Genomic DNA, 14,435 nt, shown 5'->3' on the forward strand with positions numbered 1-14,435 from the left:
ATATAGGAAGCTTATGGATAAGTTCACGGGCCAAAAGCGCGCAGTGCAGCATCTCTTTCCGCCGATCGACCCGTTCGATCAGCGAATGTTGGATGTTGGCGAAGGTCACCAGATTTATATGGAGCAATGCGGAAACCCAAACGGCCCTGCAGTTGTGGTGTTGCATGGCGGCCCTGGCGGCGGGTGCAGCCCTGCTATGCGGCGCTATTTTGACCCTTCTGTCTGGCGCATTATCCTGTTTGACCAGCGCGGCTGTGGCCGCTCGCGGCCCCATGCGGCTATTCGGGGCAACAGCACATGGCATCTGGTCGAAGATATTGAGCGCATCCGCAACACGCTTGGCATTGAAAAATGGGCCGTATTTGGCGGCTCTTGGGGTGCGACCCTTGCCTTGATCTATGCGCAAACCCATCCGCAATCCGTGGCCTATTTGGCCCTGCGCGGTGTATTTTTGTCGATGCAACGCGAGTTGGATTGGTTTTATGGCGGCGGCGCGGGGCAATTCTGGCCAGAACAATGGCAGCGCTTCGTCTCGCTGATCCCCGAAGATGAGCGTGGCGATTTAATTGCCGCCTATAACCGCCGCCTTTTCTCAGGCGATATGATGGTTGAAACCCGTTATGCGCGGGCTTGGGCCGCATGGGAAAACGCATTGGCCTCTATCGAAAGCGATGGCCAAGGGGGCGATTGCCCCGCCGATTACGCCCGCGCCTTCGCGCGGCTTGAGAACCATTATTTCGTCAATCGCGGCTTTCTCGAAGAAGACGGACAGATTTTAAAGAATATGCATCGTATCGCCCATATTCACGGCGTGATCGTGCAAGGGCGCTATGACATGATTTGTCCGCCCCAATCCGCCTATAGCCTTTCCGCGCGCTGGCCTTCGGGTCGCTTGCAGATGATTAAGGCTGCGGGCCATGCCCTGTCCGAGCCTGGTATCAGCCAAGAATTGGTGCGGGTGATGAAATCTGTGGGCGAGCACGCCACAAAATTCGGCCTATAAGCGCACCACCCAATTTGGGCTCAGTTTTCCACGCAAAAACGCAACGGGATGACGTTTCAACGTCAACCGCAGGCTCGCGTAGTCTTCGATCACGGCTTCACCTTCGGTTATCTGTGGCAAATTTGGCGCGGCCTCGTTATGCGCCTCGCCCTCAAGGTCACGGGCAAAAAGCGGCAAATCTTGTGCAGGGCCAAGCCCGCGCAATTCCCAAAGTGCTGCGCGGCGATCAAACCCAAGCGCGGCAAAAGCATCTGCCTCGGCCAAGGCCCGCAAAGGTTTTTGCGACAGACCCGCACGACGCCATAAATCACGCGGGCTGAGATAGCCATTGCCACGCGCGGCAATGACCCAATGCGCGTCCTCCTCGGACAGGCTTCTGATCTGCCGCAGCCCCAATCTTAGTGCAAGCACGCCCATCCCATCTGGTTCGAGCGTGTGATCCCATGCGCTGAGATTGACGCAGACAGGTCGCACCTCCACCCCATGCGCCTGCGCATCACGCACAATCTGTGCAGGCGAATAGAACCCCATAGGCTGGCTGTTCAGCAAAGCACAGGCAAAAACGGCAGGGTAATGGCATTTGATCCATGCGCTGGCATAAACCAAAAGCGCGAAACTTGCGGCATGGCTTTCAGGGAAACCATAGGCGCCGAACCCTTCGATCTGCGCAAAACAGCGCGCGGCGAAATCGGGGTCATAGCCGTTATTCTGCATGCCTCGCAAAAACCGCGCCCGAAATTCCGAGACATGACCCTTTTTCTTGAACGTGGCCAAGGCACGGCGCAGCGCATCGGCCTCGGTCGGGGTGAAACTGGCCCCGACAATTGCGATTTGCATTGCCTGTTCTTGAAACAAGGGCACGCCCAAGGTCTTGCGCAACACAGCGCCCAACGCATCAGAGGGAAACTCCACCGCCTCCTCCCCATTGCGGCGGCGAATGAAGGGATGCACCATATCGCCCTGAATAGGCCCAGGTCGGATTATCGCCACTTGGATCACCAGATCATAGAAAGAACGTGGGCGCATACGCGGCAAAAAATTCATCTGCGCGCGCGATTCCACCTGAAACACACCCAGACTGTCTGCTTTGCACAGCATATCATAGACGCGGCCATCCTCAGCGGGCAGGGTGGTCAGATCAAAATCCCGTCCATAATGACCCCGCAAAAGATCAAAGGATTTGCGCAAACAACTGAGCATTCCCAAGGCCAAAACATCGACCTTCAAAATGCCCAAGGCGTCAATATCATCCTTATCCCATGCGATGATGGTGCGATCCTCCATCGTGGCATTTTCTATGGGCACAAGCGCATCAAGCCGCCCTTCGGTAATCACAAAGCCCCCCACATGCTGGCTGAGATGGCGGGGGAAGCCGATAATCTGGCCCACCAAATCCATCACCAAGCGCAAATGCGGGTTATCAGGATCAAGACCAATTTCGCGCAGTCGGGCATCCTGCAATTCACCTGACCCCCATGATCCCCAAATCTGGCTTGAAAGCGCGGATAGGATATCTTCGCTCAAACCCATCGCACGGCCAACTTCACGAATGGCACGCTTGCCGCGATAATGGATCACTGTGGCGCAAATCCCTGCACGGTGACGACCATAGCGGGTGTAGATCCATTGGATCACCTCCTCGCGGCGTTCATGCTCGAAATCAACATCAATATCGGGTGGCTCATCACGAGCCTCTGAGACAAATCGCTCAAACACCATCGTGCCAATTTCAGGAGAGACAGAGGTCACGCCCAAAGCATAACAAGTGATGGAATTAGCCGCAGACCCGCGCCCTTGGCACAAAATCCCACGCCCGCGCGCGAAAGCGACAATATCATGCACTGTCAAAAAATAGGGCGCATAACCAAGCTTGTCGATCAGCGCCAATTCATGGGTCATGAGGGTCTGCGCACGCTCAGGGATGCCCCTTGGATAGCGCCATGCAAGCCCCTTCCAAGCCAATCTCTCAAGGCGGGACTGTGGGGTTTCGCCATCAGAAATCTCGGATGGGTATTCATAGCGCAATTGATCCAGTTGAAACTGGCAGCGCCGCGCGATCAAGCGCGTTGCCGCAAGAGCGCGGGGATAATCGTGAAACAAGCGGCGCATCTGCGACAGGCTGCGCAACCGCTGTTCGGCATTGACCTGCGCATGACGTCCGAGATCAACTAAACGAATGCCTTTGCGAATGGCGCTGAGGACATCCACCAAACGGCGGCGGCGGGCGTGATGCATCATCGGCGCGCCAGAGGCCACAAGCGGCAGGGACAAGTCCTCTGCCCGCCGTGCAATCGCGGCAAAACGTAACGCGTCCTGCCCGTCATAATAGGGGGTAAGGGCAAGCCAAATATGCCCCGCGAACCGCGCCGCCAATTGGGGCAGCGCATTATGCCAAGCCCCTGCATGATGCAGTAGGAAATGGGCGTTTCGATCACTGAGCACAAGCAATTCCAACCCTGCTGCATGCGACAGCAAATCCTCTAGATCAAGCAAGCACTGACCTTTTTCTGCGCGCAATTGGCCCTTGGACAGAATACGGCACAGATTTCCCCAACCTTCCCGCGTACGGGCGAGGGCAATCATCTCTAGCCCATCAGGGAAAACCAATCGCGCGGCAGGCAAAAGCCGCGGACAGGTGAAAATTGGTGCGCGCGGGGCGGGGAGAATATGGGCGGGGCGCGGTGGCCCCTGCAAATCAGCATCCGCCGCGCGCCGCGCCACAATCTCACGCGCGATACGGCGCAATTCGCTATGCGCCCGCACGATGCCCGAAACCGAATTCACATCGGCAATCGCCAAAGCATGAAGCCCCAAATCCGCTGCGCGCACAGCATATTCTTCAGGATGCGATCCACCCCGAAGAAAAGAAAAATTGGACAATGCGGCAAGCTCTGCGAATCCCATATTGCAAAGATATTCACGTTTTGTTCTTTTTTCGAGAGGGATTTTTGAGGCCAGCCTTAGCCTTCGAAATAGCGGCGCAAAATGTCGGAATAGATCACGGTTAGGCCTTGGATATCTTGGCAAGATACCCGCTCGTCAACCTCATGCATCCGATGGCCGACAAGACCAAATTCCACCACAGGGCAATGGCGCTGCACAAATCGGGCATCCGATGTGCCGCCTGTGGTCGACAAAATAGGCTGTAGTCCAGTGTGCTGCGCCACTGCCGCCGCGATCAGGTCAGAGAACGCACCAGGCGCGGTCAAAAACGCCTCGCCCGAATTACGGGTTTCGCAGGCAATCTGAACGCCATGCACAGCCTCAACTTCGGCGCATTCACGTTGCAACCATGCGTCCAAGGATGCGCCTGAATGCAAATCATTAAAACGAATGTTAAGCCGCATTTCACTGCGCGCAGGGATCACATTGCTGGCGGGGTTCCCTGTCTCAATCGCAGTAATTTGTAGGTTGGACGGGTCAAAATGCGCTGTCCCCTCATCCAGAACATGGCGCGACAGACGATCCGCAAGCGCGGCCATGGCAGGCATTGGGTTTTGCGCCTTATGCGGATAGGCGACATGGCCTTGCTTGCCCGCCACTGTAATCTGCGCATTGATTGACCCGCGCCGCCCAATTTTGATCATATCGCCCAAGGTTTCTGGGCAGGTCGGCTCGCCCACAAGGCAAACCGACATTGCTTCGCCTTGAGCCTCCATCCACTCCAAAAGCGCCGCTGTTCCATCCGTGGCGGGGCCTTCCTCATCGCCCGTAATGGCCAGAATAATCGCGCCATCAGGCGGGGCGGTTTGCACCATATCGACCGCAGCCACGACAAAGGCCGCAACGCCCGATTTCATATCGGTCGCGCCACGCCCATAAAGCCAATCCCCCTCGCGCACCGCGTCAAAGGGCGGGTGGCTCCAATCCGCTTCAGCCCCAATTGGAACAACATCGGTATGTCCGTTAAAGCCAAAACTGCGCGCATGCCCTTTGGGCCCAAAGCGCGCAAAAAGGTTTGCTGTGCCATTTCGATCTACGCGGTGGCACTCAAACCCTGCTGCCTCTAACACAGTTTGCAACAGCACCAATGCGCCGCCCTCCTCTGGGGTGACAGAGGGGCAGCGCAGCAAATCTGCGGTCAATAGAACGGGATCAAGGCGGGTGTCGGCCATATCCGATTTCTCCAAAGGCGTCAGGCGCTAGGGTTACGCGCCCCTTGGCCAAGAGACAAACAGAAAACCGATATCTTGGTCAAACCACTATATGCAGAAGAATTACAGGGTACATCGCATGAATATACTAACAATAGAGATAATTTTGTGATAGAATCATGCTAATAACAATGAGCCGAGGCAAGCCAAGCGGAAAATCTGCTGTAAATCAGGCGAACATGAAGGTGCTTAGGGGCGCCTGATTTGCCTGAATTTACCATGCCTTGGCACGGGGCATGGGCTAGGGGTATGGAAAGCGCACAGGAACTGGCGCTCAGTACAGGCGCATCTGTGCTCAGGATGGCGTATGCCATCTTCCACGATGACGTTTCCATCGTAGATGCCCGCAATAGGCAATCACGCCCCGATTGTCATTGAGGAAGGCAGCCTTGGGTTTCACGGCACGCTGGCATTATCGCCCCAACACCGTGTGCTTGTCCGCGATATTCGCGCACAATTGATGTTTGGCGAGGAGGAGGTCTTAGTTGCGGCCAAGGACTTGATCAATGATGTCACGATCTATCGCCGCGAAGGTGGGGATGTCGAATATTTTCACATTCTGTTTGACCACCACCAGAACATCACATCCGAGGGGCTTTTGACCGAAAGCTTTTACCCCGGAAAACAGGTCTTGCCCGAATTTGATGATGCGATCCGCGCCGAATTGTTCGACCTCTTTCCCGCTCTGCAAGACAGCTGTGGCGCGGGTTATGGCGAATTGGTGCGGATGCCGCTGCGCAGCTATGAGGCGCGGGCGATGATGGCTTAGCGGGCCAGATCAAAAATGGCATCAACATCCAAATGCGTCTCCAGATGCTGTGCCAAATCATCCAAGACTGCACCAATCTGCGCCCGATAGCCGCCCGTGCTAATCTCGGCACCAAGACCCGCGAAGAACGCGGTGCGGAACCCATCCTCTTGGAAAAGTCCGTGTAGGTAACTGCCCATCACCCGCCCATCGGCACTTATCGCGCCATCCTTGTGGCCGGCCAAAGCAGCAAAGGGACGGGTGCAATCAGGGCCTGAGGTTTCGCCCATATGGATTTCATAGCCCGAAACGGCGGCCCCCGTTGGAACATGGCGCGCCGCGCTGAGCGCCAGACGCTTTTGGGGGCGCATCAGGGTTTCAATCTCTAACAGACCTAAGCCCTCTGTCACCCCAACCGCGCCATCAAGCCCCTCAGGATCGCTGATCCTGCGGCCAAGCATTTGATAGCCGCCACATAGACCCAAGATTGCGCCGCCGCGCCGCCGATGTGCGGCCAGATCAACATCCCAACCCTGCGTGCGCAAAAATTCCAAATCGGCCCGCGTGCTTTTTGATCCGGGCAGGATGACCAAATCAGCATCCGCTGGAATCACACGCCCCGCTTCAACCCAAGTGAGGCGCAGCTTGGGGTCTTGGGCAATCGGATCAAGATCATCAAAATTTGAAATCCGTGGAAATGCGAGGGCCGCAACATGAAACGCGCCATCATGGGTCGGGGTTTTGCCCAGATCTACGCCATCCTCGGCGGGCAATTTCCAAGCATCCCCAAACCAAGGCACCACTCCAAACCCACGCCATCCTGTTTGCTCGGCAATATAGCGATACCCGTCATCAAAGAGGCGTGGGTCACCCCGAAAGCGGTTGATCAAGAACCCCGCAATTTGAGCGCGATCTTGGTCATCCAATACGGCTTTCGTTCCAACGATCTGTGCAATCACCCCACCACGATCAATATCGCCTGCGAGGATCACGGGGATATTTTCACCACAGGCAAAGCCCATATTGGCAATATCACCTTTGCGCAAATTGACCTCGGCTGCGCTGCCTGCCCCTTCGACAATCACAAGATCATACTGAGCAGACAGCCGCGCAAAACTGTCTTGCACGGCCGCCAAGAGTCGCGGTTTCAACCCTTGGTAATCCTGCGCCTCGGCGCGGGTCAGACGCGCGCCTTGTACCACAATCTGCGCGCCTGTGCTGCTTTCGGGTTTGATTAGAACAGGGTTCATATCAACATGAGGCGCAAGACCTGCGGCCTCAGCCTGCACCGCCTGTGCGCGACCAATCTCGCCCCCTTCAGGGCAGACAGCCGCATTGTTCGACATATTTTGTGGCTTAAACGGCGCAACATTGATCCCGCGCTTGCGCGCAGCACGGCACAGCCCCGCAACAAGCAATGATTTGCCCACATTCGACCCTGTGCCTTGGATCATGACAGCGGGCATAAGACCTTAGAACTCCACGCCTTTTTGCGCAACAATGCCTTGCTCACGGAATGGATGCTTGACCTCGGTCATCTCGGTCACAAGATCGGCAATCTCAATCAATTCGGGCTTGGCATTGCGACCCGTCAACACAACATGGGTCATTTCTGGCTTCTCTGTGACCAAAAACTCCACCACCTCTAGGATCGGAAGATAGTCATAGCGCAGAGCGATATTGATCTCGTCTAGAACAACCAATGACATATTGGGGTCTTTGATCATCGCTTTGGCTTCTTCCCAACCCGCACGCGCCGCTGCAATATCGCGCTCGCGGTCTTGGGTGTCCCACGTAAATCCTTCGCCCGACACAACAAACTTGCATTCATTCGCGAAATGTTTGCGCAAGAATTCCTTTTCGCCTGTCACCCATGTGCCTTTGATGAATTGCACGACACCGCAAGGCATCCCATGGGCGATGCAGCGCATAATCATCCCAAAAGCAGACGAGCTTTTGCCCTTGCCATTGCCTGTATGGACAATCACCAGACCTTTCTTCTCGCGCTTTTTCTCCGCCATCATACGATCGCGCGCGGCCTTAATCTTCTGCATCTTTGTCTTGTGACGCGCGTTAAGGTCTTCCTCTCTCATGTCTCATCATCCTCGGCAAAATAGGGTGTCATCTGCGCGACTATGACCGAGTTTTCTTCCAAAGCCCGCATCATCAAAGCGCGCTCTTCTTCATCAATCTCAAGCCCCTGCGCCTCACGTTCGGTCAAGGTGCCATAGCCCGTGACCTCAAGCGGGTTCATATCCGCCGTTTTCAGCACTGCAACCGTCTCGCGCACCGCTTCGGCCTCGTCCACGCCTGACGCATAGCACAACAGCCCCGCCCCCGTTGCGCTGGCAGGCAGGCCATCCCTCTCGCGGCGACCCAGTTCAACAACAAGCGTATAAACATCCTGCGCGCGCTTAGGCTTGGCAGCGGCATCTTTGCTTGGTTTTGGTGTATTCTCTTTGCTCATGGCAGCGGCATGGCCTGATTTCACAGCACAAGTCAAGCAAACCAGCACATGTGACATGGTCACAGACCATCAGGGGCCAGTATGCGATGATCTCTCATCGGCTAGAGAAAGGAGTTTAGATATGACTCGCAATGCTGGGATGATCGACCGCGCGCTTCGCGTGATCTTAGGCGTGGCTCTTATTGCCATTGTATTTGTTGGCCCGCAAACCGCTTGGGGTTGGGTGGGTCTGGTGCCTCTTTTGACGGGCTTGGTGGGCAATTGCCCTCTTTATACGATCTTTGGCATCAAGACCTGCAAAGCCTGCTAAGGCGTTTTCCGCCAGACGGGACAAGGTAAAACTGTTTTACCTTGCGGGCTGATCCGCGTAGTTTGTCAAAAACTAGATAAATTGGCAGAGCAAGCAGGTTGGCCCGCAAACGCAAAGATAAAAAATCCCACAAGGATCGTGGCCTGACGCGGCGCGTGGGTCGCATTTTGTGGCGTGTGGGGTTTTCGGCAGTCGCCCTAGTGCTGCTGTGGATCATTGCCTATCGCTTTCTTCCCGTGCCAACCACGGCCTATATGGTCAGCGAGGCGCGGCGTATCGGCACAATCGACCAGACATGGCGCCCGCTAGAAGAGATTTCCCCAAATTTACAACGGGCCGTGGTCGCGGCAGAGGATGCAAATTTCTGTGCTCATTGGGGCTTCGACATGAGCGCAATTCGTGACGCAATTTCAGATGGCGCACAGCGCGGCGCATCCACGCTCAGCCAACAAACTGTGAAAAATGCGTTTTTGTGGCATGGCCGAAATTGGGGGCGCAAGGCGCTTGAAGCGGCACTGACCCCCGTGGTCGAGCTGATCTGGCCAAAATCACGGGTGTTAGAGGTCTATCTCAATATCGCAGAATTTAATGCGGGCATTTTCGGGGCAGAGGCTGCCGCACAGCATTATTTTGGGGTGAGTGCCGCTGATTTGACATTGGCACAAGCCGCGCGCCTCGCAGCGGTGCTGCCAGCGCCAAAGGATCGATCTGCTGCAAACCCCTCCCCATGGCTGTTGGAGCGCGCGGCGAGCATTGCCGATGGCGCGGCGACCATCGCCAATGATGGACGTGATGATTGCTTTGCGAATTGAATTCCCCACCCAGACAGGGCAAAACCTTCGCAACCAATGAGTTAGAGCAAAACCCAAATGAACACGCCGCGCCTCTACCACTTCGCCCTATCGCCCTTTTGCCGCAAAGTGCGCTTGGTTTTGGCGGAGAAAAAAATCGAAGTTGAGTTGGTGGAAGAGCGCTATTGGGAAGGCTCGCCAGATCACCTGCGCCGCAACCCTGCAGGTAAGGTGCCCGTTCTCAAGATTGACGGTGTCTTTCTAAGTGAAAGCCAAGCCATTTGCGAATATCTCGAGGAAAAACATCCTGAGCCAGAACTGATCCCAGAAGACATCAAAGCCCGCGCCGAAGTGCGGCGCCTGTGTTTCTGGTTTGATGATAAATTCCACCATGATGTGACTAAGAACCTCGTCTATGAACGCGTGAACAAAAAGCTGATGCGCGCGGGATATCCCGATGGGCGGGCAGTCAAAACTGGCGCAAGCCAGATCAAGTTCCATCTGGATTACATGGCATGGCTGTTGGATCATCGCCGTTGGTTGGCGGGGGATCGCATGACCTTGGCCGATTTCACCGCAGCGGCGCATCTATCCTGTCTTGATTATATCTCAGATGTAGATTGGAACCGATCTGAGATCGTCAAGGACTGGTATGCAAAGGTTAAATCGCGTCCTGCATTCCGTTCCGTTTTGGCGGATCAAATTTCGGGTTTCCCGCAGCCGCCCCATTACGCGAATTTGGACTTTTGAGCGCGCTGAAGCAGACCCTCACGACCGAGGCAAACGCCATAGGTTTTGCCAAAATTGGCTTTTGTCGACCTACAGATATCGCTGAAGCAGGGGCGCGGTTGCACGCATTTGTGGCAGCAAGGCATCATGGCCAAATGGGATGGTTGGCGGATCGCATTGCGTGGCGTTCTGATCCAAGCGCGCTTTGGCCCGAAGCGAAATCGGTGATCATGTTGGCTGATCTTTACACGCCAAACCATGACCCGCTTGCGATTTTGCAAGAGAAATCCCGCGCTGCAATTTCGGTCTATGCGCAAAACAAAGACTATCATGATGTCGTCAAGAAACGACTCAAACGCCTCGGGCGGTGGCTGCTGGAACAAGCAGGCGAAGACCATCAGATTAAGGTATTTGTTGATACGGCCCCCGTGATGGAAAAACCCCTTGCGCAGGCCGCAGGGCTGGGGTGGCAGGGCAAACATACCAATCTCTTGGCGCGGGATTTGGGCAATTTCTTTTTCTTGGGTGCAATTTTCACAACGGTTCCTCTCGAACCAGACAGCCCAGAAGTCAGCCATTGCGGAAGTTGCACAGCCTGCCTTGATATTTGCCCAACACAGGCCTTCCCCGCGCCCTACCAATTGGATGCGCGGCGGTGCATTTCTTACCTCACAATCGAACACAAAGGCCCGATTGATCCTGACCTGAGATCGGCTTTGGGAAATCGTATTTATGGCTGTGATGATTGTCTGGCCGTTTGCCCGTGGAATAAATTTGCTCAAACAGCGACCGAAATGCGCTATGTCCCGCGCGATGATCTGCGCGCGCCCAATTTAGCGGAGTTGGTGCACCTTGATGATCAAGGGTTCCGCGATAGGTTTTCAGGATCACCGATTAAACGCATTGGGCGGGATCGGTTTGTGCGCAATGTGCTTTATGCAATTGGCAATAGTGGCGATGCAGGCTTGATTGAAATGGCCCGCAGTTTGGTGGATGATCCTGATGCGGCCGTATCGGATGCCGCCAAATGGGCTTTGGAGCAACGACCATGATCCTCTTGTCTTTTGGCCACGGCTATAGCGCAAGCGCGCTTGAACGGCGATTGATGCCGCAAGGCTGGGAGATTATCGCCACGACCCGCGACCCCAAAAAGGCAGAGGCACTGCACGCGCGGGGGTTAACCGCGCGGGTTTGGGGGCGCGATGATCTCTCTGGCGATATCGGGCGCGCCACTCATATTCTATCATCCGTTGCCCCTGAGGGCGGGCGTGATCCCGTTTTGGGCGCATGGGGCGGGGCGCTTGCACCTTGCTTGGATGAAAAAGCATGGATTGGGTATCTGTCGACCACGGGCGTTTATGGCGATCACGGGGGGGCGTGGGTGGATGAAACCAGCCCGCTCACCCCCAACACTGATCGCGGACGCGCCCGCGTTGCGGCGGAAAGCGAATGGGCCGCCGTTTGCCGCCAAACCAAGGCGCCGTTGCATATTTTCCGTCTTGCAGGAATTTATGGCCCCCATCGCGGCCCGTTTGAAAAACTGCGAAACGGGACAGCGCGGCGCATCATCAAAGGGGAGCAAGTATTTTCACGGATCCATGTTGAGGATATCGCGATGGCGCTAGAGGCCTCAATGACGGCGCAAAAACGTGGGGCTCTTTACAATATATGCGATGACATGCCCGCCCCTCCCGAGGATGTGATTGCCTATGGGGCCCAATTACTGGGCCTGCCAATTCCACCTGCAATCGCTTTTGAACACGCCGATTTGGGGCCGATGGCAGCCAGTTTTTATTCAGAAAATAAGCGGGTCAAGAATGACCATGTGAAAGCTGATCTTGGCCTGTCATGGCTTTATCCCGACTATAAATCAGGCCTAAAGGCCATTCTTGCGGCAGGCGGGTAATCTTTAGCGCTCAAAATTTCAGTTTTGCGAGCGCCCAAATTCAAGTATGCGCAGCCACAAGAGCAGCTTTCCATATTTCAGGCCCGTCATGAGTATACGCCGCGGATTTATCGTGTTTATCTTTGCCACCGCCCTGAGCGGGTGTGTGTCAAAATCAATTCCGACTTATACAGGCCCTGAAGTAACGCGCATCGTCCTCGACAAAAACGAGCGCGAATTGACGCTGTTCCATAATGACCAAGTGCTGCGCAGCTATGATGTGGAACTGGGCTTTGCACCCGAAGGTCATAAGCAATTCGAAGGCGATGGCCGCACGCCAGAAGGGCGATATTATATCGACCGCCGTAATCCGAATTCAGCCTTTTACCTGTCGATCGGGCTAAGTTATCCGAACGCCCAAGACCGCGCTTTCGCGCGTGCGCGTGGCCGATCACCGGGGGGCGATATTTTCATCCACGGCACACCTTTGGGCGTGATGTTCCGCAATGATTGGACAGCGGGCTGTATCGCCGTTTCAAACGCTGAAATGCGCGAGATTTACTCAATGGTGAACTTACGCACGCCAATTGATATCCACCGTTGAGGCAATAACCACTTATGTGTTGGTTTAGTAGCGTGCAGGGGCGTTGTAGACCAAAAATGTTATCTCTGATGCTTCCGCGTCCCTAACACTTAAGCGGTCTAACCAGGAAAATTTGAAACACAGGTCAAATTGACACTTTAATGAAGATGCTGTTGCTAATTTGACGACGCGCAAAACTATAGGTAGTTTTTTGCCTAAATTACGTTGATAATTATGTGTGTTCATGTACGTATGGTGCTGAAATTAGCGTCAATAACAGGTCTGATGCGTTACAACACTCATCTAAGCGTAAGTTTGAACATAGTATGACAAAACTCGCATTAGCAGCATTTCTCTCATTTGTCGCAGGTGGCGCTGTTGCAAATAGTACTTCAGCTCCATCAATGGACCCTCGAGCTATTGCGAATGACACTTCATCTTCTACTGTCGGCGCCCTCACTCCAATTCTTTCTATGCTTTTGCTTGTAGCGGCAGTTAGAAACTAATTTAGCCTTCAGCAGCAGAACAAGGGTCGGCTTCGTAGCCAGGGGGGTGTCTTTTTTGTGCATTATGCTCCGCGAATCTCAGCGGCAATCTCAGCCCGTGATTTGCGAGCACGTTCAGTCGCAGATTTTAACTGACCGCAGGCCGCCATTATATCTTCGCCACGGGGCGTGCGAATGGGACTGGCATAGCCCGCCTTATAAATAATATCTGCAAACCGCTTGATCCGTGCCCAGTCTGACCGATGGTAAGGTGCGCCGGGCCATTCGTTAAACGGGATTAAATTGATCTTCGCGGGTATACCTTTGATCAGTCTGATCAATCGATGCGCATCTTCATCGCTGTCATTCACATCTTTGAGCATCACATATTCAAAGGTAATCCGCTCAGAATTTGAAGCCTTTGGATACTGCCGCAAGGCCTCAAGCAACTCCGCGATAGGCCATTTCTTGTTGATAGGAACGAGGCGATCTCGCACCTCGTCTGTAGTGGCATGGAAGCTGATGGCCAACATACAGCCGATTTCCTCGGCACAGCGCGCAATCTCTGGCACCACGCCACTGGTTGAAAGGGTAATGCGGCGGCGGCTTAGGCTAATCCCCTCACCGTCCATTGCGATTTTCATCGCATCGCGCACCGCATCGAAATTATAGAGCGGCTCACCCATGCCCATTAGCACGATATTTGAGATAAAGCGTGGCCGCTCGCCATAGGCCTCGCCTGGACGCGGCCAATCATCCAAATCATCGCGCGCCATCATGATCTGCCCAACAATCTCAGCCGCCGTCAGATTGCGTACCAGTTTTTGCGTGCCCGTGTGACAGAAAGAACATGTCAGGGTGCAGCCAACTTGGCTGGAAATACACAATGTGCCGCGATCTTCTTCGGGGATATAAACAACCTCAACCTCATGGCCGCCCGCAATCCGTACCAGATATTTCCGCGTGCCATCGCTTGAGATTTGGCGGCTGACCATTTCAGGCAGGCCAATGTAAAAATTTTCTGCCAATTCAGCGCGATAGGACTTGGCGAGATTGGTCATCCCGTCAAAATCCCGCGCGCCCCAGACATAGACCCATTGCCAGATTTGATTAACCCGCATCTTGGCCTGTTTCTCGGGCGTGCCTCCTGCGATTAGGGCCGCGCGCAATGCATCACGGCTGAGGCCAACGATATTTGTCAGGCCTGTTTCGGGCAGTTTGCGCGGAATGGTCAAAACATCCTGCGTGATCGGGGCGCTGGCTTGAGTCATTTTCATTGT

14 protein-coding genes are annotated in these 14,435 nt (G+C 54.8%); 8 read left to right on the plus strand and 6 right to left on the minus strand.

Annotated features, from left to right (window positions below):
• Positions 1 to 13 precede the first annotated feature (13 nt).
• On the plus strand, positions 14 to 1,003 hold the full coding sequence (gene pip / locus AAC621_RS06230; RefSeq protein ID WP_340253245.1) for a prolyl aminopeptidase: 990 nt from the start codon (positions 14 to 16) through the stop codon (positions 1,001 to 1,003).
• On the opposite strand, the gene AAC621_RS06235 is transcribed toward pip, so the two are convergent.
• Complete coding sequence (locus tag AAC621_RS06235; protein WP_340253248.1) at positions 998 to 3,907, minus strand: error-prone DNA polymerase; 2,910 nt, start codon at positions 3,905 to 3,907, stop codon at positions 998 to 1,000. The two genes, pip and AAC621_RS06235, sit on opposite strands and share 6 nt — an antisense overlap.
• A gap of 56 nt (positions 3,908 to 3,963) precedes the next feature.
• Entirely contained in the window at positions 3,964 to 5,118 is a 1,155-nt protein-coding gene (gene dapE, locus AAC621_RS06240) for a succinyl-diaminopimelate desuccinylase (protein ID WP_340253251.1), read from the minus strand.
• 379 nt (positions 5,119 to 5,497) lie between these two features.
• On the opposite strand from dapE, the gene AAC621_RS06245 reads away from it, so the two are divergent.
• On the plus strand, positions 5,498 to 5,926 hold the full coding sequence (locus tag AAC621_RS06245) for a Hint domain-containing protein (protein ID WP_340253254.1): 429 nt from the start codon (positions 5,498 to 5,500) through the stop codon (positions 5,924 to 5,926).
• On the opposite strand, the gene AAC621_RS06250 is transcribed toward AAC621_RS06245, so the two are convergent.
• From AAC621_RS06250 to AAC621_RS06260, 3 genes are read right to left on the minus strand one after another with little or no spacing between them, the layout of a single operon-like run.
• Complete coding sequence (locus AAC621_RS06250) at positions 5,923 to 7,371, minus strand: cobyric acid synthase (protein WP_340253257.1); 1,449 nt, start codon at positions 7,369 to 7,371, stop codon at positions 5,923 to 5,925. The genes AAC621_RS06245 and AAC621_RS06250 overlap by 4 nt on opposite strands.
• Positions 7,372 to 7,377: 6 nt before the next feature.
• The gene (cobO, locus tag AAC621_RS06255) at positions 7,378 to 7,998 is read right to left on the minus strand and encodes a cob(I)yrinic acid a,c-diamide adenosyltransferase (protein WP_340253260.1); all 621 of its coding nucleotides are present in this window, start codon (positions 7,996 to 7,998) and stop codon (positions 7,378 to 7,380) included.
• The gene (locus AAC621_RS06260) at positions 7,995 to 8,372 is read right to left on the minus strand and encodes a hypothetical protein (RefSeq protein WP_340253263.1); all 378 of its coding nucleotides are present in this window, start codon (positions 8,370 to 8,372) and stop codon (positions 7,995 to 7,997) included. The genes cobO and AAC621_RS06260 overlap by 4 nt, the downstream gene beginning before the upstream one ends.
• 121 nt (positions 8,373 to 8,493) lie before the next feature.
• On the opposite strand from AAC621_RS06260, the gene AAC621_RS06265 reads away from it, so the two are divergent.
• The 6 genes from AAC621_RS06265 (at position 8,494) to AAC621_RS06290 (ending at position 12,691) form a co-directional block, all read left to right on the plus strand.
• Positions 8,494 to 8,682, plus strand: a complete 189-nt coding sequence (locus tag AAC621_RS06265) for a YgaP family membrane protein (protein WP_340253266.1) — start codon at positions 8,494 to 8,496, stop codon at positions 8,680 to 8,682.
• Between the two features lie 98 nt (positions 8,683 to 8,780).
• Positions 8,781 to 9,494: a monofunctional biosynthetic peptidoglycan transglycosylase gene (gene mtgA, locus AAC621_RS06270; protein WP_445322492.1), complete on the plus strand. Its 714-nt coding sequence runs from the start codon at positions 8,781 to 8,783 to the stop codon at positions 9,492 to 9,494.
• Positions 9,495 to 9,551: 57 nt separating this feature from the next.
• Entirely contained in the window at positions 9,552 to 10,223 is a 672-nt protein-coding gene (fzlA, locus tag AAC621_RS06275) for an FtsZ-binding protein FzlA (protein WP_340253270.1), read from the plus strand.
• Positions 10,220 to 11,254 (plus strand): tRNA epoxyqueuosine(34) reductase QueG, encoded by a 1,035-nt coding sequence (gene queG, locus AAC621_RS06280; protein ID WP_340253273.1) that lies wholly within the window; start codon positions 10,220 to 10,222, stop codon positions 11,252 to 11,254. The genes fzlA and queG overlap by 4 nt, the downstream gene beginning before the upstream one ends.
• Complete coding sequence (locus tag AAC621_RS06285; protein ID WP_340253276.1) at positions 11,251 to 12,108, plus strand: SDR family oxidoreductase; 858 nt, start codon at positions 11,251 to 11,253, stop codon at positions 12,106 to 12,108. The genes queG and AAC621_RS06285 overlap by 4 nt, the downstream gene beginning before the upstream one ends.
• Positions 12,109 to 12,196: 88 nt before the next feature.
• Positions 12,197 to 12,691, plus strand: a complete 495-nt coding sequence (locus AAC621_RS06290; protein ID WP_340253279.1) for a L,D-transpeptidase family protein — start codon at positions 12,197 to 12,199, stop codon at positions 12,689 to 12,691.
• 547 nt (positions 12,692 to 13,238) lie between these two features.
• On the opposite strand, the gene rlmN is transcribed toward AAC621_RS06290, so the two are convergent.
• Complete coding sequence (gene rlmN / locus AAC621_RS06295; protein WP_340253281.1) at positions 13,239 to 14,426, minus strand: 23S rRNA (adenine(2503)-C(2))-methyltransferase RlmN; 1,188 nt, start codon at positions 14,424 to 14,426, stop codon at positions 13,239 to 13,241.
• Positions 14,427 to 14,435 lie beyond the last annotated feature (9 nt).

Origin of the sequence: Roseobacter sp. HKCC-CH-9208, from assembly GCF_037805125.1 — a bacterium.
Lineage (GTDB): Bacteria > Pseudomonadota > Alphaproteobacteria > Rhodobacterales > Rhodobacteraceae > M30B80.

Bases quoted from the DNA above. Each gene is read 5' to 3' on its own strand.
- pip (WP_340253245.1), top strand. From the start codon at position 14: ATGGATAAGTTCACGGGCCAAAAGCGCGCAGTGCAGCATCTCTTTCCG.
- AAC621_RS06235 (WP_340253248.1), bottom strand. From the start codon at position 3,907: ATGGGATTCGCAGAGCTTGCCGCATTGTCCAATTTTTCTTTTCTTCGG.
- dapE (WP_340253251.1), bottom strand. From the start codon at position 5,118: ATGGCCGACACCCGCCTTGATCCCGTTCTATTGACCGCAGATTTGCTG.
- AAC621_RS06245 (WP_340253254.1), top strand. From the start codon at position 5,498: ATGCCCGCAATAGGCAATCACGCCCCGATTGTCATTGAGGAAGGCAGC.
- AAC621_RS06250 (WP_340253257.1), bottom strand. From the start codon at position 7,371: ATGCCCGCTGTCATGATCCAAGGCACAGGGTCGAATGTGGGCAAATCA.
- cobO (WP_340253260.1), bottom strand. From the start codon at position 7,998: ATGAGAGAGGAAGACCTTAACGCGCGTCACAAGACAAAGATGCAGAAG.
- AAC621_RS06260 (WP_340253263.1), bottom strand. From the start codon at position 8,372: ATGAGCAAAGAGAATACACCAAAACCAAGCAAAGATGCCGCTGCCAAG.
- AAC621_RS06265 (WP_340253266.1), top strand. From the start codon at position 8,494: ATGACTCGCAATGCTGGGATGATCGACCGCGCGCTTCGCGTGATCTTA.
- fzlA (WP_340253270.1), top strand. From the start codon at position 9,552: ATGAACACGCCGCGCCTCTACCACTTCGCCCTATCGCCCTTTTGCCGC.
- AAC621_RS06285 (WP_340253276.1), top strand. From the start codon at position 11,251: ATGATCCTCTTGTCTTTTGGCCACGGCTATAGCGCAAGCGCGCTTGAA.
- AAC621_RS06290 (WP_340253279.1), top strand. From the start codon at position 12,197: ATGAGTATACGCCGCGGATTTATCGTGTTTATCTTTGCCACCGCCCTG.
- rlmN (WP_340253281.1), bottom strand. From the start codon at position 14,426: ATGACTCAAGCCAGCGCCCCGATCACGCAGGATGTTTTGACCATTCCG.